The 16,533-nt window shown below is 67.8% G+C and carries 15 protein-coding genes; 5 read left to right on the forward strand and 10 right to left on the reverse strand.

The features are described 5' to 3' along the window. Positions 1 to 75 precede the first annotated feature (75 nt). From RF641_RS06810 to RF641_RS06825, 4 genes are all read right to left on the reverse strand, one after another. A complete protein-coding gene (locus tag RF641_RS06810; protein WP_161447323.1) occupies positions 76 to 1,248 on the reverse strand; it encodes an ABC transporter permease in 1,173 nt (390 codons plus the stop codon). Then, entirely contained in the window at positions 1,245 to 2,126 is an 882-nt protein-coding gene (locus RF641_RS06815; protein ID WP_424572830.1) for an ABC transporter ATP-binding protein, read from the reverse strand. The genes RF641_RS06810 and RF641_RS06815 overlap by 4 nt, the downstream gene beginning before the upstream one ends. An 82-nt stretch (positions 2,127 to 2,208) precedes the next feature. Then, positions 2,209 to 2,865, reverse strand: coding sequence for a response regulator (locus RF641_RS06820; protein WP_047120005.1), 657 nt, complete (start codon positions 2,863 to 2,865; stop codon positions 2,209 to 2,211). After that, a complete protein-coding gene (locus tag RF641_RS06825; RefSeq protein ID WP_047120004.1) occupies positions 2,862 to 4,229 on the reverse strand; it encodes a sensor histidine kinase in 1,368 nt (455 codons plus the stop codon). The genes RF641_RS06820 and RF641_RS06825 overlap by 4 nt, the downstream gene beginning before the upstream one ends. Positions 4,230 to 4,380: 151 nt before the next feature. Between RF641_RS06825 and RF641_RS06830 the strand changes: the two genes are divergently transcribed. Next, positions 4,381 to 4,932 (forward strand): acyl-CoA thioesterase, encoded by a 552-nt coding sequence (locus RF641_RS06830; RefSeq protein WP_047120003.1) that lies wholly within the window; start codon positions 4,381 to 4,383, stop codon positions 4,930 to 4,932. Here RF641_RS06830 and RF641_RS06835 read toward each other — a convergent pair. Both RF641_RS06835 and RF641_RS06840 read right to left on the reverse strand, forming a co-directional pair. Continuing rightward, positions 4,929 to 5,543: a phosphoribosylanthranilate isomerase gene (locus tag RF641_RS06835; RefSeq protein ID WP_113606937.1), complete on the reverse strand. Its 615-nt coding sequence runs from the start codon at positions 5,541 to 5,543 to the stop codon at positions 4,929 to 4,931. The genes RF641_RS06830 and RF641_RS06835 overlap by 4 nt on opposite strands. Beyond that, complete coding sequence (locus RF641_RS06840) at positions 5,540 to 6,553, reverse strand: acyl-CoA thioesterase (protein ID WP_237562179.1); 1,014 nt, start codon at positions 6,551 to 6,553, stop codon at positions 5,540 to 5,542. Before RF641_RS06840 ends, RF641_RS06835 begins: the two co-directional genes overlap by 4 nt. An 85-nt stretch (positions 6,554 to 6,638) precedes the next feature. Between RF641_RS06840 and RF641_RS06845 the strand changes: the two genes are divergently transcribed. The 3 genes from RF641_RS06845 (at position 6,639) to RF641_RS06855 (ending at position 12,019) form a co-directional block, all read left to right on the forward strand. Next, the gene (locus RF641_RS06845; protein WP_161447324.1) at positions 6,639 to 8,372 is read left to right on the forward strand and encodes an ABC transporter ATP-binding protein/permease; all 1,734 of its coding nucleotides are present in this window, start codon (positions 6,639 to 6,641) and stop codon (positions 8,370 to 8,372) included. Then, complete coding sequence (locus RF641_RS06850; RefSeq protein ID WP_424572831.1) at positions 8,373 to 10,151, forward strand: amino acid ABC transporter ATP-binding/permease protein; 1,779 nt, start codon at positions 8,373 to 8,375, stop codon at positions 10,149 to 10,151. A gap of 68 nt (positions 10,152 to 10,219) precedes the next feature. Then, positions 10,220 to 12,019 carry an FMN-binding glutamate synthase family protein gene (locus tag RF641_RS06855; protein WP_424572832.1) on the forward strand — a complete coding sequence of 600 codons (1,800 nt, stop codon included), beginning with the start codon at positions 10,220 to 10,222 and terminating at the stop codon, positions 12,017 to 12,019. Here the strand turns inward: RF641_RS06855 and RF641_RS06860 are convergent. The 4 genes from RF641_RS06860 to RF641_RS06875 form a co-directional block, all read right to left on the reverse strand. Further along, on the reverse strand, positions 12,016 to 13,077 hold the full coding sequence (locus RF641_RS06860) for an enoyl-CoA hydratase/isomerase family protein (RefSeq protein WP_424572833.1): 1,062 nt from the start codon (positions 13,075 to 13,077) through the stop codon (positions 12,016 to 12,018). The genes RF641_RS06855 and RF641_RS06860 overlap by 4 nt on opposite strands. Before the next feature lie 48 nt (positions 13,078 to 13,125). Next, positions 13,126 to 14,031: a LysR family transcriptional regulator gene (locus RF641_RS06865; RefSeq protein ID WP_424572834.1), complete on the reverse strand. Its 906-nt coding sequence runs from the start codon at positions 14,029 to 14,031 to the stop codon at positions 13,126 to 13,128. Between the two features lie 46 nt (positions 14,032 to 14,077). Continuing rightward, positions 14,078 to 14,341, reverse strand: a complete 264-nt coding sequence (locus tag RF641_RS06870; RefSeq protein WP_047119996.1) for a hypothetical protein — start codon at positions 14,339 to 14,341, stop codon at positions 14,078 to 14,080. Positions 14,342 to 14,472: 131 nt separating this feature from the next. After that, on the reverse strand, positions 14,473 to 14,949 hold the full coding sequence (locus RF641_RS06875; RefSeq protein WP_047119995.1) for an Lrp/AsnC family transcriptional regulator: 477 nt from the start codon (positions 14,947 to 14,949) through the stop codon (positions 14,473 to 14,475). Between the two features lie 221 nt (positions 14,950 to 15,170). Here RF641_RS06875 and RF641_RS06880 point away from each other — a divergent pair, with 221 nt between their 5' ends. Beyond that, positions 15,171 to 16,427 (forward strand): MFS transporter, encoded by a 1,257-nt coding sequence (locus RF641_RS06880; protein WP_424572835.1) that lies wholly within the window; start codon positions 15,171 to 15,173, stop codon positions 16,425 to 16,427. Positions 16,428 to 16,533 lie beyond the last annotated feature (106 nt).

Genomic DNA, 16,533 nt, shown 5'->3' on the forward strand with positions numbered 1-16,533 from the left:
TCGCACCCGAATGATTTTAGCGACCCCGCCTGTGCACCGGCTGATCCGCGACGTGCGGTTTTCCGGCAGCTGGCGCTAGAGCTCGAGCTTCATGGCCCTGCGAAGGGTCAGTGCCCCGCCGGTGTGCATGACCGCGCGGCGGTAGATGCGTTCGGAGAAGAGCAGCACGGCCCAGCACGCGGCCAGCAGCACGGCCAGCGACAGCAGCGGTTCCCACAGGGCCACGTCCCCGGACAGCATGCGGATGGGCATCGCCACCGAAGATGCGATCGGGATATACGAGGCGAGGACCAGGAAGCCGCCCTTGGCGTAGATGCCAATGAACATCACCGCCACCAGCGCGCCGATGATCGGGCCGCTGGACTGCTGCAGGTCCTCGGTGCGGGTGGCCAGTGCGCCCAGCGCTGCCCAGATGCCCGCGAGCAGCATGAACCCGCCGAGGAAGAAGACAACGAACCATCCGGCCACGGTGGAGACCACGCCGAGGAACGGGATCTCGCCGGGCGCCAGGTAGGCCGCCAGCAGGCCGACACCGAGGAACAGGAGCAGCTGGACCATGGCCAGGATGACGTTGCCGATGATCTTGCCGGCCAGCAGCTGGCGCAGCCTGACGGTGCTGGCAAGGATCTCGACCACGCGGTTCTGCTTCTCCTCGATCACCGAGTTGGCGATCGGCATGCCGAAGATCAGCGCCGCCATGTAGAAGAGGAAGGAGAAGATGAAGGCCATCGCGCGGATCATCGAGCTGCGTTCGGAATCTCCCTGCAACTGCTCGGTTTCCAGGTCATCCGCCGTCGGCAGCGCGGAGGCGTCCAGCCCTTGGGCGGACAATAGCTGGTCGGTGAGCACCGTGCGCATCGCGGTGGAGACCAGCTGTTCCAGATCGGCGTCGAGCTCGTCGAAGCCGGTGAGCGTCATGCTGCGCTGGTCGGCGGAGGAGGCCAGCATCGCGTCGATGTCCTGCGACTGAACCTGGTCACGGGCCTGTCCGGGGTCGAGCTGGGAGATGGCAAGGCTCATGTTCTCCGGGCGCTGGTCCTGGGCCTCGGTGAGAACCTGGTAGCTGAGCGGGTCGGTGGCGGCCACGGAGTAGTCCGCGGACTTGCTGCCCAGGAATCCGGTGAGCGCGACGGCGCCGATGATCAGCGCCAGGGTGCCGAGGGTGGAGATGACGAAGGCCTTGTCCTTGAGCTTCGTCTCGACTTCGCGCAGAGCCACGATCAGCCAGGGGGCGGAGGTGGTGTTCATTTGATGATCTCCCGGTAGATGTCGGCCAGGGCGGGGCGGTGGATCGCGAACTCGGTGACGGTGCCCAGCGACAGGGCCTCGCGCAGCACGCGCTGGGAGTCGGTCTCGGTCTGGAAGTTCACCAGTGCCCGGGAGCCGGAGATGTCGATCACCTCGACCCCGGGCTCGTCGCGCAGCCATCCGGCGTCCGCGCCGAGCGAGAGCTTGTGGCGGGTGGCCTGCGATGCTCGCAGGTCCTCGGCGGAGGCGTTGGCCAGGATGCGGCCGTCCTGGATGATGACCAGGTGGTCGACCAGCACGTCGAGCAGGTCCAGCTGGTGGGAGGAGAACAGCACCGGGACGCCGCGGGAAGCGTAGTCGCGCAGGATGGAGCTCATGGAGTCCACCGCAATGGGGTCCAAGCCGCTGAAGGGTTCGTCGAGGATCAACACCTCCGGCTCATGCAGCAGCGCCGCGGCGACCTGGACGCGCTGCTGGTTGCCCAGCGAGAGGGATTCGAGCTTGGACTTGGCGCGGTCGTCCAGGCCGAAGCGGGCCAGCAGCTCCATGGCGCGGCGGCGGGCCTCGGACCGGGAGAGCGAATGCAGCTGGCCGAGGTACACCAGCTGGTCCATGATCGGCTGCTTGGGATACAGTCCGCGCTCCTCGGGCATGTAGCCGAAGTGGGGGCGGGTATCGCCCTCCAGCGGCTTCCCGTCCAGGCTCACGGTGCCCGAACTGGCCTTCAGCAGCCCCATGATGATGCGCATCGTGGTGGTCTTGCCGGCCCCGTTGGCGCCGACGAAGCCGGTCAGCGCGCCGCGCGGCACGGTGAAATTGACGTCGTCCAACACAAGCCGCTCCGCGAAGGAACGCGACACGTTGTGTACCTCTAGCATGGTCATCCTTTAGCTGCTGTGCCTTGTCTACCTCCTAGCCTAGGAATCCAGGCGGCGGCGGGGCTCACTCTGCAGGCTGAAACTATTGGATGAGTCCGACGCGGTGGGCGAAGAGCACACCCTGGACCCGGTCCCTCAGATGCAGTTTCGCCAGCAGGTTCGACAGGTGGGTCTTCACCGTCGCCTCCGACAGGGAGAGCACCGCGGCGATCTCCTGGTTGTTCTTGCCCTTGGCCAGCTCGGTGAGCACCTGCAGCTCGCGTTCGGTCAGGGCGGAGAGTAGGTCCTGCCCGTCCGCGTCCGGCGCCGCCTCGGCCGGGGCGGAGCGGTGGCGGATGAGCTTGAGGGTGACCTCGGGGGAGAGCAGGCCGTGGCCCGCGGCGACCTGGTGCACTGCGGTGATCAGCGTTTCCGGGTCGGTGTTCTTCAGCAGGAAGCCGCTGGCCCCGGCGTCCAGGGCGTCGAAGAGGTAGTCGTCGCGGTTGAACGTGGTCAGCACCACGACCTTGGTGTCGGTGTCCCGGCTGATCCGGGAGGTGGCGGCGATGCCGTCCAGCTGCGGCATCTGGATGTCCATCAGGACCACGCTTGGATTCAGCTCGGTGACCAGCGCCACCCCCTGCTCGCCGTTCTCAGCGGTGCCCACCACGCTGATCTGCGGGTCGGTTTCCAGGATCAGCTTCAGCGAGGAGACGATCAGAGGCTGGTCGTCGCAGATCACGACGGATATCTTGCTCATGGCACCAGTGTAGTTTCCGCGCCGGCCACCACCCGCAGCCGCGCCCGGGTGCGCCAGCCGTGCGGGACGCGCGGGCCGATCTCCACCAGACCGTGGTGCAGATTGGCCCGCTCTCGGATGCCGCGCAAGCCGAAGCCGCTGCCGGAGCTGTCAGGGAGCGTAGTTCCCTCGTCGGTGATCTCTGCTTCGACCCACGGGCCCTGCTCGTCGACGCCCGAGCGCAGGCTCAGGGTGGCGCGGCGGGCGGTGGAGTGCCGGCGGACATTGGCCAGGGCCTCGCCGCAAATCCGGTAGAGGGCCAGGGACACGCCGGCGGGCAGCGAGTCCAGGTAGCCGGGGGTGTGCTCGGCGCGGGAGAGCTCGACGGCCAGGCCTTGCGCGCGGTTCTCCGCCAGCAGCGTCGGCAGCTGCTTCATCGACGGTTCAGGCCGGCGCGCGTCGCCGCCGGAATCAGGCAGCATGTCGCCCCCGCTTTCGCGCAGCACGCCGAGCAGCGCGCGGGTCTCGCCCACGGCGCTGCGCGCCGAGTCCTCGATGCCCTTCATGAGCTCGGCGGCTTTTTCCGGGTCGCGCCGCTGGACCATGCGCGCGGCGCCGGCCTGGACCCCGACCGAGGCGATGTGGTGGGCGATCACGTCGTGCAGCTCGCGGGCGATGCGCAGGCGCTCCTCGTTCACCGCGCGGTCCGCCAGTTGCTGGGACTGGTCGGCGATGCGCTGCGCTTGGGTCTTGACCAGTTCGTTGGCGTAGGCATTGGACCAGCTGACCAGCCCGAGGAAGATGGAGCCGCCGAAGAACAGCAGGTTGATCAGGAAGGTGTACAGCGGGAAGGCGATATCCGCCGGGATGTCGCCGGCGGGGTTGTCCACCATGCTGACGTCCATGGATTTCATCAGGTCCGAGGTGAACAGGTCGATGATGATCCAGACGGCCATGGCCAGCAGCACGATGCTCAAGATGCTCCACAGCGCGCGGCGGTTCCGCGACCAGGTGACGGCAGTGTACAGGCCCAGGAAGTAGGCAAGCTGCGCGCAGATCTGCATGGTGACCATGTAGGCCTCCGAGGTGCCGCTGACCATGAAGGCGGCGGAGCCCAGAAGCATCATGGAAATCGGCCAGCGCCTGCGGAACATCAGCGGCAGGATCATCGCCGACAGCACTGCCAGCGACGCCCCCTGAGATGGGGCGTGCTCGACCTCGGTCAGCGAGAGGCTCAGCTGCTGCATCACGATGGCGAAGGCCAGCAGCCCCAGCGCGGCGAACATGTCGCGGCGCAGGCCGGCCTTGTCGGGGGCCGGGCGTTCCCAGTCGGCGGGCGGGAGGGAAGGAAGCCGCCGGTGGACGTAGTCGGTCAGTCGGCGCATGGCGGCTCCTTGGACAAGTGCGTCGTTCAAAAGTCGCTTTCGACTTTAGCGGGCGGCGAGGGGAAAACGCGTGATCCGGCAGGATTAGGCCAAAGGTTGAGAGCGGAAGAAACAACTGGGAAAACAAGTTACCGAACGGTAATGTGATGGTATGCACATGATTTTTCGAATCCTGATGGTGTTCTTCAAAAGCAAGAAAGCACCGAAGCTGTCGATGTTCGACACCGGCTCGGTGAGCATGCGGGCCACGCTGACCGACATCGACTTCGCAGGCCACATCAACAACGGCATGTACTTCTCGATCTTCGACCTGGGCCGCTTCGACCTGATGTTCCGCTCGGGCGTCTGGGACATCCTGCGCAAGAAGAAGTGGACCCCGGTGGTGCAGTGCGAAACCATCACCTTCCGCAAATCCGTCGAGCTGGGCAAGAAGTTCTCCCAGGAAACCCGCTTGCTGGGGCTGGACGAGAAATGCATCTACTTCGAGCAGCGCATCGTGGTCGACGGGGAGATCTACGCCCGCGCCTACATCGCGACCCGCATGACCTCGAAGAAGGGCGCGGTGTCCAACGAGGAGATCATGCAGGCGGTAGGGCTGGAGGTTCCCGCGGACCGTGTGGTCCCGCAGTGGCTGCACGACTGGCGCGAAAACGGCGCGCTGCCAGGCTCCCGCAAGCCCGCGCCGCACAACTGGCTGGGCTAGCCGGCTATGGTCTTCGCGGCGTCGAGAAACGCGGCGATCAGCTGCGGGTCCTTGACCCCGCGCGAGGATTCCACCCCGGAGGAGACATCCGCGCCGGAGGCCTGCGATTGCTCCAGCGCGCCGGCCACGTTGCCGGAATGCAGCCCCCCGGCCACCAGCCAGCGGCGCCCCGCCGCCAGCTCGCGCACCGCGGCGTAGTCCCAGCTTTCGCCGCTGCCGGGAACGGCTGCGTCGATCAGCAGGAAGTCCTCGCCCCAGTCCTCGAACTCGCTTGCTCCGGCATCCATGCGCACGGCGCGGATCGCATGGAATCCAGCAGCCTTGACCGCGGCGATGTCCTCAGGGGTGCGCCGTCCGTGCAGCTGGATCCAGCCGACGCCGGCCTGCCGGGAGAGCCGGATCGCGGTGTCCGCGTCCTCGGAGCGGAATACCGCCACCGTGGCCACCGCGGCGGGAACAGCGGAGAGCAGTTCGGCGGCCAGGGCGGGGGAGACCTCGCGCGGGCTGGGGGTCAGCACGAAGCCCAGGGCGTCGGCGCCGTGGGCCACGGCGGCCGCGACGTCCTGTGCGGTGGACAGCCCGCAGACCTTCACGAAGGGCGAAGCGCTCACTTGGACTGCTCCTGGGCTGCGCCTGCCTGCCCCGGATCGTGCGCCAGGTGGGTCGGGGTGTAGCCGCCGGGGGCGTTGGCGCGGATGGTCAGCAGCTCCAGCGCGTGGTCGTGCAGGCGGTGGTCCTCCTCGGTGACCGGGATCCATGGCTTGACCGGCACCGCGGTGCCGGTCTCGTCGCGGGTGACCATGATGGTCAGGCAGTAGGTGGTCAGGTTCATTTCGCGGGTCTTCGGGTTGCCCGAGCGCACGTGCACCGCGATGTGCATGCCCTTGGTGCCGGTGTAGACCAAGCGGGCCTCGACCTCCACCAGGTCCCCGATGAACAACGGGCGGTAGAAGCGGATGCCGCCGGAGAACACCGCGACGGTGTCCAGCCCGCAGTAGCGCGAGGCGCACAGTGCCGCGGCCTCGTCGATCCACTTCATCACGATGCCGCCGTGCACCTTGCCGCCCCAGTTCACGTCGGTGGGCGAGGCCATGAAGCGCAGGACTACGCGCTCGGCGGTGCCGGCGTTCGAGTAGACCTGGTCCTTCATCGAGGCGACGATCTGGTTGCGGACCTCGATGCGGGCCAGCGCGTTGTTGCGCAGCTCGATCTCCCGCAGGGATTCGGGAACGTAGTTCGGCACCGCGGTGGGCTTGCCGTTGCCGTCCACCGCCACGAAGATCACCAGGCAGGTGGTGGACATGGTGGGGCGCAGCTCGCGCGGATCCGAGAAGGAGACCTCGGTGCGGATGTGCATGGAGGTGCTGCCGGTGTAGACCACCGAAGCGGTGACCTCCACCAGGTCGCCGGAGCTGATGGGATCCTCGAAGCGGATGTTCCCCACGTAGGCGGTGACGCAGTAGCTGGAGGACCAGCCCACGGCCGCGGCGTAGGCGGCCTTGTCGACCCATTCCAGCACGGTGCCGGCGGAGACCGTGCCGGCCACCCCGACATCCATCGGGGCCGCCAGGAAGCGAAGGGTCACCGAATTCGGTCGGGTGGCAGGTGCAGGACTCATCATGCGTTCAAGTCTGACTGATGCGAAACCCTGCGGGCAATCTGTGACATCCCGGCCCCGCCGCGGGCGCTGGCCTAGGATTGAAGCTGTGCATAGGGTCTTTGGTCTTTTCTCGGCGTCCACGGCACTGGTGGTCGCGCTCAGCCTGCTCGGAGCGGCCGGCACCGCGGGGCTGGCGGTCCTCATCGGCCGCGCCATCGACGTCGTCGCCGCCGGCGGCATGCCGGATGCCGGCTGGTACCTCGGCGCCGTCGGCGAACTGCTCACCGTCGCGGTGTGCGCCTGGCTGGTTCCGGTGCTCGCCGCGCAAGCGGGCCGTCAGCTGACCGAGCACCACCGCACCCGGCTGCTGCAGCACTACCTGGCCATCGGCCCGCTGGCCGTGCGGCGCGCCGGGGAAGGCGAGCTGGTGCAGGCGGCCATGGACTCGGTGGACCGCTCGGTCAAGTACCGCACCGCCTTCATGGGCCCGGCGATCGCCGCGGTGTCCACCCCGGTGCTGGTGCTGGTGTTCATCGCGCTGTTCATCGACCCGCTCTCCGCGGGGCTGATGCTGCTGCCCACCGCCCTGGTCCCGCTGATCGTGCTCGGATTCCAGAAGCTGTTCAGCGCCTCCTCCGGCGAATACCGCCGGGCGCAGGGCATCCTGACGGCGACCTTCCTCGACGCGCTGCGCTCGCTGGGCATGCTCAAGCTCAACGGCGCCGGAGGCTGGATGGGGCGCCGGGTGGCCAGGGCCTCCGAGCGGGTGCGCCGGCAGGTTATGAAGCTGCTGGCCCGCAACCAGATCGTGCTGCTGGTCATCGACGCCAGCTTCGCCATCCTGCTGCTGTCCACCGCCTCGATCCTGGCCTGGTGGCGTTTGGGCAGCGGGGCCTTCACCACCGGCGAAGCGGCCGCGCTGGTCATCCTCAGCTTCCTGATGCTCGCCCCGGTGAACTACGTGGGCAGCTTCTTCTACATCGGCCTGACCGGGCGCAGCGCGGAGAAGAAGATCGCCGAGATCGAAGAGATCCCGGTGCACCAGTCAGTCGCCCGGCCGCTGGATATCGACCTGCACACCGGGGATCTGGTGCTGGAGAACGTCGGCGCGAGCTACGACGGCGAGCACCGCACGCTGCGTGGCGTCAACGCGGTGTTCCCGGCCGGCTCGCGCACCGCGGTGATCGGCCCTTCGGGCAGCGGCAAGACCACGCTGCTGCGAGTGCTGCAGGGGCAGCTGGAACCGGACGAGGGCATCATCCACGACGGCCGCCACGGCATGGGGCCCGCCACGCTGAAGCACAACGCGGCGGTGGTGGAGCAGCACGCGACGCTCTTCGCCCTGACGCTGCGCGAGAACCTGCAGCTGGCCGCCCCGCTGGCCACCAATGCCCAGATGATCCACGCGCTGGAGCAGGCAGGGCTCGGCGGCTGGCTGGGCGATCAGGCGACCAGGAGGCTCGACGAGCCGCTGGGCGAATCCGGGGCGCGGCTGTCCGGCGGCCAGGCCCAGCGCCTGGCGCTGGCCCGGGCGCTGCTGGCCGGCCGCCCGCTGCTGCTGCTCGACGAGCCCACCAGCTCGCTGGACGTGCAGACCGAGGCCGAGGTGCTGGCGACCCTGCGCAGCCTGGATCGCTCCATCACCACCGTCACCGTCACCCACCGGCTGGGCCTGCTGGCCGACTACGACCGGGTCATCGTGATGGACGGCGGGCGGATCATCCAATCCGGGGACCGGCAGGCCCTGCTGGCCCAAGACGGCTACCTGAAACGCGCCATGGAACATTTCACGCAGCGCGCCCGCGGGCTGCGCACCGCCCACAGCGGAAGGGACAAGTAGATGAGGCCCCAGCCAACCGCCCCCGCCGCGCCGAAGCCCGGGACCGCCGCCACGCTGCGCTGGCTTGTCGGGGCCACCTCCGACCTGCTGCCGCCGCTGGCCCTGGCCTGCCTGCTTTCCTGCCTGACCCGCTTCGCCTCGCTGGGCATCTACCTGGTCGCCGCGCTGGGCGTGGCCAAGGCCGCCGGGATCCAGGTGCTCGGCATCTCCGCGTCCTGGACCGCACTGGCGCTGGGCATCCTCGCGCTCGGCCTGGCCAAGGGGGCGCTGCGCTACGGCGAGCAGTACGTCGGGCACAAGGTGGCGTTCCTGTCGCTGTCGCGGCTGCGCAACACGCTGTATGCGGCCGCCGAGCACCAGGCGCCCTTCGCCGCGCGGAGCCGGAATTCCGGCGGCCTGCTGGCCGTCGCCACCCGCGATGTGGACCGGGTCGAGGTGTTCTTCGCCCACACCCTGCCGCCGGCGGTCTCAGCTGTGGTGGTCAGCGGCGCCGTTACCTGGTGGACCTGGTCGTCCTTCGGCAGCGCTGCTGCGCTGGTCCTGCTGGCAAGCTACGTGCTGCTGGGCCTGGTGATCCCGGCGCTGGGCATCCCGACGCTGCGCAGGACCGCCGCTGGGCAGGCGCGTGTGCGCGGCCTCCAGAACCAGCAGCTGGCCGAGCTGCTCAACGGCATCGACGTGGTCCACGGCTACGAGGCGGGGCCGCGGATGCTCGCCCGCTTCAACGGAACGGCCAAGCCCTCCACGGCGGACACCCTGCGCGCCGGACGCATCACCGGCCTGCGCGCCGCGCTGTCCCAGGCGGTCATCTGGGGCAGCCTGCTCGCGCTGCTGGTGGTCGCGGCCCGGGACCACGAACTGGGGGCGCTGCTGGTGCTCACGGTGATCGCGGTGCCTTCCTATGAGGCGGTGCGCGCGGTGGACGGCTTCGTGCTGGGGCTGCAGGACTCGCTGGCCAGCGCCAAGCGGCTGCATGCCATGGCGCTGGGAGAGCCGCAGGTGGCCGAACCTGATATGCCGCGGCTGCTGCCTGAATCAGGCACGCTGTCGGTCAGGGGCCTTTCCGTGGCCTACGGGAAGGACACCGTGCTTTCCGGCCTGGACCTTCAGCTGGCTCCCGGGCAGCTGGTGGCGCTGGTGGGAGACAGCGGATCGGGCAAGTCCACCGCGGCTTCCGCGCTGGTCCGCGCGGTGCCCAGCACCGGTGAATGCTCCTATGGCGGAATCCCGCTGGAGAGCGCGCCGCTGCGCGAGGTGCGCTCTCACCTGCTGCTGGTGTCCCAGGAGGCGGTCATGGTGCGCGGCACGCTGCGCGAGAACCTGCTGCTGGGCCTGGAGCACATCGAGGACGCCGAGCTGGTCGCCGTGCTCGAAGAGCTGGGCCTGGGAACCTGGCTGGCAAGCCAGAAGCAGGGCCTGGACACCAGGCTGGGGGACCGTGCCACCCGGCTCTCCGGCGGGCAGCGCCAGCGTCTGGCTCTGGCCCGCGCGCTGATCCGCCGCCCGAAGGTGCTGATCCTCGACGAGTCGACCAGCGCGCTGGACGCCGCCAGCGAGCAGCTGGTGCTCGCGGCGGTCGAAGCCCGGCGCACCGCGGGAATGGCGGTGCTGATGATCAGCCACCGGATCTCCATCCTGCACGGGGCCGACCGGATCGTGGTGCTGCGCGAGGGGCAGGTTGCCGAATCCGGCACCCCTGAGCAGCTGCTGGCCCAGCCGGATTCGCTGTTCAGCCGCATGGCAGTGCGCGAAGCCGACCGGATCGAACCTGCGAACTAGCTTGGCGCAAGGCGACTATTTCCCCGGCGCACCTGACAGGGAACCCCGTGCGGGGTTAGGCTCGCCACATGATGCGCATAGTTGTCCTCCTGTTTTTAGCTGTGCTGGTGGCGGGCTTCGTCATCACGGCAATCCTCGCGGGAACCTCCGGGGAGTGGGTCTGGTGGATCCTAGTGGGGCTGACCGGCCTGCTGGTGGCCCTGGGCATCCACGATCTGGTGCAGAAACGCCACGCGATCCTGCGCAATTTCCCGATCGTCGGCCATGCACGCTACCTGTTCGAGTTCATCCGGCCAGAGATCCAGCAGTACTTCATCGAGCGAAACACCGATGGGAAGCCATTCAGCCGGGATACCCGTTCGGTGGTCTACGCCCGCGCCAAGGGGGTGGACAGCCACAAGGCCTTCGGCACCGAGCTTGACGTGAACCGGGTGGGGCACGAGTACCTGGTGCACTCCACCGCGCCGGTGGCGCCGCCCTCCGAGCAGCACAAGGTCCGTATCGGCTCCAGCCAATGCACCCGTCCCTATGACATCTCGCTGCTGAATATCTCCTCGATGAGTTTCGGTGCGCTGTCCTCCCACGCTGTCATGGCGATGAACAAGGGCGCTTCCATGGGCGGATTCGTGCAGGAGACCGGCGAAGGCGGGCTGACCAAATACCATCTGGAGTACGGCGCAGACCTTTTCTGGGAGATCGGCTCCGGGTACTTCGGCTGCCGCACCGAGGAGGGGCGCTTCGCGCCGGAAACCTTCCGCGCCAAGGCCAGCCGCGAGGAAGTCAAGGGCATCACCATCAAGATCTCCCAGGGCGCCAAGCCCGGTTTGGGCGGCGTGCTGCCGGCGGCGAAGATCAACGAAGAGATCGCCGAGGCGCGCGGCGTCCCCATGGGGCAGGACTGCATCTCCCCGGCGAGCCACCCTGAATTCTCCACCCCGCGCGAGCTGCTGGAGTTCGTGGCCCTGCTGCGCGAGCTCAGCGGCGGCAAGCCGGTGGGCATCAAGTTCTGCGTGGGCTCGCGCACCGACGTGATGGCGATCTGCAAGGCGATGCTGGAGACCGGGACCCTAGTCGACTTCATCACCGTGGACGGCGCCGAAGGCGGCACCGGTGCGGCGCCGATCGAGTACGAGGACCATGTAGGCACCCCGCTGACGGAGGCGCTGATGCTGGTGCACACGATCCTGGTGGGCACCGGGTTGCGCGAGGAGATCCGGCTTGCGGCCGCCGGCAAGGTGGCCAGCGGCTCGGATATCGTCAAGCGGCTGATCCAGGGCGCCGACTTCACCTTCGCCGCCCGCTCCATGATGATGGCCACCGGCTGCATCCAGGCCCAGCAGTGCCACACCAACCATTGCCCGGTGGGCGTGACCACGCAGAACAAGCGCCTGGAACGCGCGCTGGACGTCCAGGACAAGGGGCACCGCGTGTACAACTACCACCGGCTCACGGTCACGGAAGCCGGCCAGCTGATGGCGTCCATGGGACTGACCAGTCCGGAGCAGCTGAACACGCGGATGCTGCGCCGCCGGGTGAACCTGCAATCAACCCGTTCCTATGCGGAGCTGTTCCACTGGCTGCGCCCCAACGAGCTGCTGGAGAATCCGCCGGCTTCCTGGGTCCAGGACTGGCAGGAAGCGGATCCGGACCACTTCGGCGAATTCGTACCGGTGCCCTACGGGGTGCCGCGCGGGGTGGGCATCGAACCGCCCCGGCGGGAAGAGGAACCGGCCGACGCGGTCAGCGCACCGCGCGTGGAGCCGCGCAACTCCACGAAAGTGCATCCGGTGCACCAGGACGTCACGCGTCCCGAAGGGCAGCCCGGGAACCAGATCGTGGACCAGCAGCACGAGCCGCAGCAACCCTAGGCGTCGGCCGGGTCCATCAGCTCCAGCAGCGCGTCCTGGTCGACGGCTTCCAGGGTGCCCGGGGTCCACGAGGGGTTGCGGTCCTTGTCGATGACCTGGGCGCGGATTCCCTCGGCCAGGTCGGGCCGGTGCATTAGGTGCGCGGCCAGCCGCAGCTCGCGGTCCAGCGCCGAACGCAGGTTGTCCTCGGCGCGGGCGGCGCGCACCGCATGGAACGCCGAGGCGACGGAGGTGGGGGAGTTCTGGGCGATCAGAGCGGCCGCCTGCTTGGCATGCGGGTGCACCATCTGCTCCAGACGCTGCACGACGTCCTCCGGGCTGGCGGCGCTGAAGGCGTGGTCCACCCAGCCCTGGTCCAGTTCAAGCCGGTGGGATTCCGCCGCGCCGTGCATCACCTCGATCGCCGCGGCCAGGTCCCCGGCGTTCAGGCCCATGTATTCGTCGAGGTGGTCAAGGATGTTTGCGGCGAACTCCTCCGAGACCACGACGTCGGCGAAGCCCAGGTAGACGGCGTCCGCGCCGGTGAAGGAGTCCGCGGTCATGGCGAAGTATTCGCCGAAGTGGCCGGGCATGTTGGCCAGCAGGTGGCTGCCGCCGACATCCGGGGTGTAGCCGATCTTGGCCTCCGGCATGCCCATGCGGGCCCCGGCGGTCACCAGACGCACCGGCGCATGGCTGGCCAGGCCGATGCCGCCGCCCATGGTGATGCCGTGCGCCAGGGTGACCAGCGGCTTGGGGTAGGAGGCGATGAGCTGGTCGGTGTCGAACTCGTTGGACAGCAGGTTGAGGAAGTCCTCGTGGCGTCCGGTGGTCACCGCGGCGTGGAAGTCGGCGATGTCCCCGCCGGCGCAGAATCCGCGCGATCCGCGCCCGGTGAGCAGCACCGTGGAGATCTTCGGGTCCTGGGCCCAGGCCTTGAGCACGCGGTGCAGCTCCAGCAGCATCTGGAGGTTCAGTGCGTTCAGCTTCGCGGGGCGGTTCAGTTCCAGATGGCCCAATGCGCCGTAGACCGTCGAAATGACCAATGGTTCTGCCGGAGTATTGCTGTCGTGCGCCACGAAGTACCTGCCCTGCTGAGTTCTTGAACGAGTGTTGTTGGCTTAAGCCTAGTGGGCCAGCACCTGGGCGAGGCGGTCCAAAACCAGGTCAGCCTTCGGCTTCTTCGAATTCTCCGGTTTCAGCGCGAAGATGGAGCGGGCCAGCCGGATTTCCGGGGCGTCGACGATGCGGATGCCTTCAGGGGCGTTGGCCATGGCCAGGTCGGGCACCAGCGCCGCGCCCAGCCCGGAGGCGACCAGGCTCAGCGAGGCGTTGAAGTCGTCGCAGTAGGCCGAGACCTGCGGATGAATGTTGTAGGAGGCGAACAGCCGCGAGATCAGCGTCGCGTCCGAGGTGCCGGGGTGGTGGAAGATCCAGGGCCATTCGGCCAGCTGGTCCACGGTCAGCTGGGCGTCCTCGGCGATCGGCCAGGAGGAAGGGATGACCACGCGGAACTGGTCGTCGCCCAGCCAGGTGCGTTCCAGGGAGGCTGGCCAGGACAGGCCGCCGGGGCCCACCTGGAAGATGAGCGCCAGGTCCAGGTCGCCGCCGCTGCCCAGCCCGGCCACGGTCTGCTGTGGTTCGCCGATCCACAGGCGCAGGTTGATGCCCAGCGAGGGCCAGTCCTCGGCGGTGAGGATCTGCGGCAGCGCGAAGGTCGCCAGCGACGGGAAGATGCCGAGCTTGATTTCCTCGTTCTCCGCCGAATCGGTGGAGATGGTCGCGACGTCCGCCATGAGGGCGTCGAGATCCGTGAGGACACGTTTCGCGTGGCGCACCATGCGCAGCGCTCCGGCGGTCGGGGTGATGGAACGGGCGCCGCGGACGAACAGGGTGGTGCCCGTGCTGCGTTCCAGGGCGGTCATCTGCTGGGAGACGGCGCTGGCGGTATAGCCCAAGCGGGTCGCGGCGGTCGCGAATGAACGGTGTGCAACCACCTCGAGCAGGGTACGCAAGTGAACTGGATTAATCACTTCTAAAGTCTAAGACCTTCAGCCCAACCTTCGCTTAGTCAGTGAGCTAGTCCTCATCTTCGCGCTCGCCGTCCTCCGAATCCTCGTCGTCGTCCTGGCCGTCCTCGCTGAACTCGTTGTCCAGCTCGTCTTCGGTTTCCAGGTCATCGTCATAGAGGTAGTGGCGCTGGGCCAACGGGTCGATGTTGCGCATGGTTTCGGGCATGTCGCTGGATCCCTCGTAGGCCTGCGAGTCGCGGCCGTCGTCCGGCTCGTAGATGTCGTTGCCGTATTCGGGGGCGAAGTCGGTGGGTTCAAAGTCCCGGCTCATGGCGTGCTCCTTCGATTGGACGAGGATCTGCCGGAAGTCGGGCACATACCTCGTGACTTCTCTTGGCTCCAGCCTAGAACCCTTATGACCTGAACAAAAGACTTGTAATTGCGTGTCGCGGGTGGTTGCGATCAGTGGTCGTGCTCGGCGTAGTGCTCCAGCAGCGGAGCGGTGCGATAGGCCAGGTGGGAGTGCAGCGCGAAGGTCGTTTCCGAGCGGGTCACGCCCTTGATGCGCAGGATTTGGCGCAGCACCGACTGCAGCTGGTGGGTGTCGGTGGCGATGAGGCGGACCCAGACGTCTCCGCGCCCGGAGGTCTCGTGGATTTCCAGCACGTTCGGGATCTGGCGCAGCGCGGTGATGACCGCGTCCAGCTCCCGGTGGTTCACCTCCAGGGTGACGAAGGCCAGCACGTCGTAGCCCAGCACACCCAGGTCGATGTCGCGCCCGCCTTCGCGCAGCACCTCGGAGCGCTGCAGCCGGCGCAGGCGGGACTGCGCGGTGTTGCGGGCGACCCCGGCTTCGTCGGCAAGCTCTGAAACCTGGATGCGTGGATCCCGGATCAGGGCCAGAAGAATCTTCAGGTCAACGTCGTCCAACCGCACCATTTGCTCACTCCCGATACCGCCATAGGCCCTAAATTTGACCATATTGCTCAAATTCTATCAATAAACAATCCTTGGTGAGATCAGAGGGCGGATATTTGTGAGAGAACGATCTGTTGTAGTAGACAAACGCAAGCAGAACGCTCAAACAACCGGTGGGGCAGCGAGTGGCCCCACCGGTAAAAATTTTTCCCCTGCCGACAGCTATTTCCGCGGGAGCGCCAATGTCCGTCATCAGTGAGCTGCGTATGCAGCACGGCACGCCGCGCATGATGTCATGGAACCCCGGCACCGCCACCCGCTTGGCCATTACCATCCTGGTCAGCTTCACGCTGCTGGTCGGCGCGAACCTGGCAACGCCGCTGTATCCCCAGCTGCAGGCCGACCTGCACCTGGGCGCCATGGGCACCACGATCGCCTTCGCCTCCTATGTCTGCTCCCTGATGTTCTTCCTGCTGGTGGTCGGGCATTGGTCGGACCATGTGGGCCGCCGCGCCGCCCTGGTGCTGGCCGTCGGGGTCTCGCTGCTCGGTACGCTGGCGTTCGGAGCGGCCGGGAACCTGTGGCAGCTGTGCCTCGGACGAGGGCTGCAGGGCGCTGGAGTCGCCCTGGCCACCGGGGCCAGCGCCGCGGCGCTGCGCGAACTGCTGCCGAGCAAACCCGAATGGGCTTCGCGTTTCACCCTCCTGGCTTCGTCGGGAGGCGTGGCATTCGGACCACTGATCGGCGGCGCGCTGGCGGGCCTTCCGGGAGGCCGCTCCACGGTGTTCCTGATTCAGGCCGTCCTGCTGCTGGTCGTCCTGGTTCCACTGGGCACGCTGCAAGCGCGCCCGGCCATTGCCATGGCGAACCGCGGTGAAAGAAGCCGCGCGCTGGCTCCGCGCCGCGTGGGCATTCCGTCCAACGCCCGCACCGAGTTCTGGATGGCTTCGCTTGTCGGTTTCCTCAGCTTCGCGATCTTCGGTTTCGTGCTGTCCTTGGCACCGGGCTACCTGGCCGGCGCCTTCGAGCTGCAGTCCCTGTGGGCCGTCGGGCTGGTTGCCGGGCTGCCGCTGGGTATCGCCGCGCTGTCGCAGATCGTGGTGCGCGGCGGAAAGATCCTGCTGCCGCTGGGCTTGGGGCTGATGGCCGCCGGGACCCTTGCCTTGCTCGTTGGCGCCACCCTGGGCTGGCTCTGGCTCGGGGTGCTGGCCATGGTGGTCCTCGGCTTGGGCCAGGGCATCGCCTTCCGCACGGCATTCGGCCTGTGCGTGGATGCTGTCAGCCCTGCGTCCCATGCTCAGACCGTCTCCAGCATCTACCTGGTCACCTATCTGGGCAGCGCGCTGCCGGTGATCGTGCTGGGTTGGGCCGCGGAGCGCTTCGGGCAGCTGCCGAGCATCATGGTGTTCTGCATTGCCGGTGCGGCGGCCGCCTTGCTGATGCTGGTGTGGTCGGCGCTGTCCCTGCGCAGGACTGGCGGCCCCTCGCGCGTAGTGTAGGGGGGCATGAGCGCTTCGGCCCTACGTGCACCGACCGCGCCGCCCTGTGGGCCGCAGCAGCCAGGTCCTTGCTCCCGCGCTGCGGCTGGGCTTGGTGACCGGTATT

The organism is Arthrobacter sp. 'calajunan', assembly GCF_046940185.1.
In the GTDB taxonomy this organism is placed as follows: domain Bacteria; phylum Actinomycetota; class Actinomycetes; order Actinomycetales; family Micrococcaceae; genus Glutamicibacter; species Glutamicibacter soli.

Bases quoted from the DNA above. Each gene is read 5' to 3' on its own strand.
- RF641_RS06810 (WP_161447323.1), bottom strand. From the start codon at position 1,248: ATGAACACCACCTCCGCCCCCTGGCTGATCGTGGCTCTGCGCGAAGTC.
- RF641_RS06815 (WP_424572830.1), bottom strand. From the start codon at position 2,126: ATGCTAGAGGTACACAACGTGTCGCGTTCCTTCGCGGAGCGGCTTGTG.
- RF641_RS06820 (WP_047120005.1), bottom strand. From the start codon at position 2,865: ATGAGCAAGATATCCGTCGTGATCTGCGACGACCAGCCTCTGATCGTC.
- RF641_RS06825 (WP_047120004.1), bottom strand. From the start codon at position 4,229: ATGCGCCGACTGACCGACTACGTCCACCGGCGGCTTCCTTCCCTCCCG.
- RF641_RS06830 (WP_047120003.1), top strand. From the start codon at position 4,381: ATGCACATGATTTTTCGAATCCTGATGGTGTTCTTCAAAAGCAAGAAA.
- RF641_RS06840 (WP_237562179.1), bottom strand. From the start codon at position 6,553: ATGATGAGTCCTGCACCTGCCACCCGACCGAATTCGGTGACCCTTCGC.
- RF641_RS06850 (WP_424572831.1), top strand. From the start codon at position 8,373: ATGAGGCCCCAGCCAACCGCCCCCGCCGCGCCGAAGCCCGGGACCGCC.
- RF641_RS06855 (WP_424572832.1), top strand. From the start codon at position 10,220: ATGATGCGCATAGTTGTCCTCCTGTTTTTAGCTGTGCTGGTGGCGGGC.
- RF641_RS06870 (WP_047119996.1), bottom strand. From the start codon at position 14,341: ATGAGCCGGGACTTTGAACCCACCGACTTCGCCCCCGAATACGGCAAC.
- RF641_RS06875 (WP_047119995.1), bottom strand. From the start codon at position 14,949: ATGGTGCGGTTGGACGACGTTGACCTGAAGATTCTTCTGGCCCTGATC.
- RF641_RS06880 (WP_424572835.1), top strand. From the start codon at position 15,171: ATGTCCGTCATCAGTGAGCTGCGTATGCAGCACGGCACGCCGCGCATG.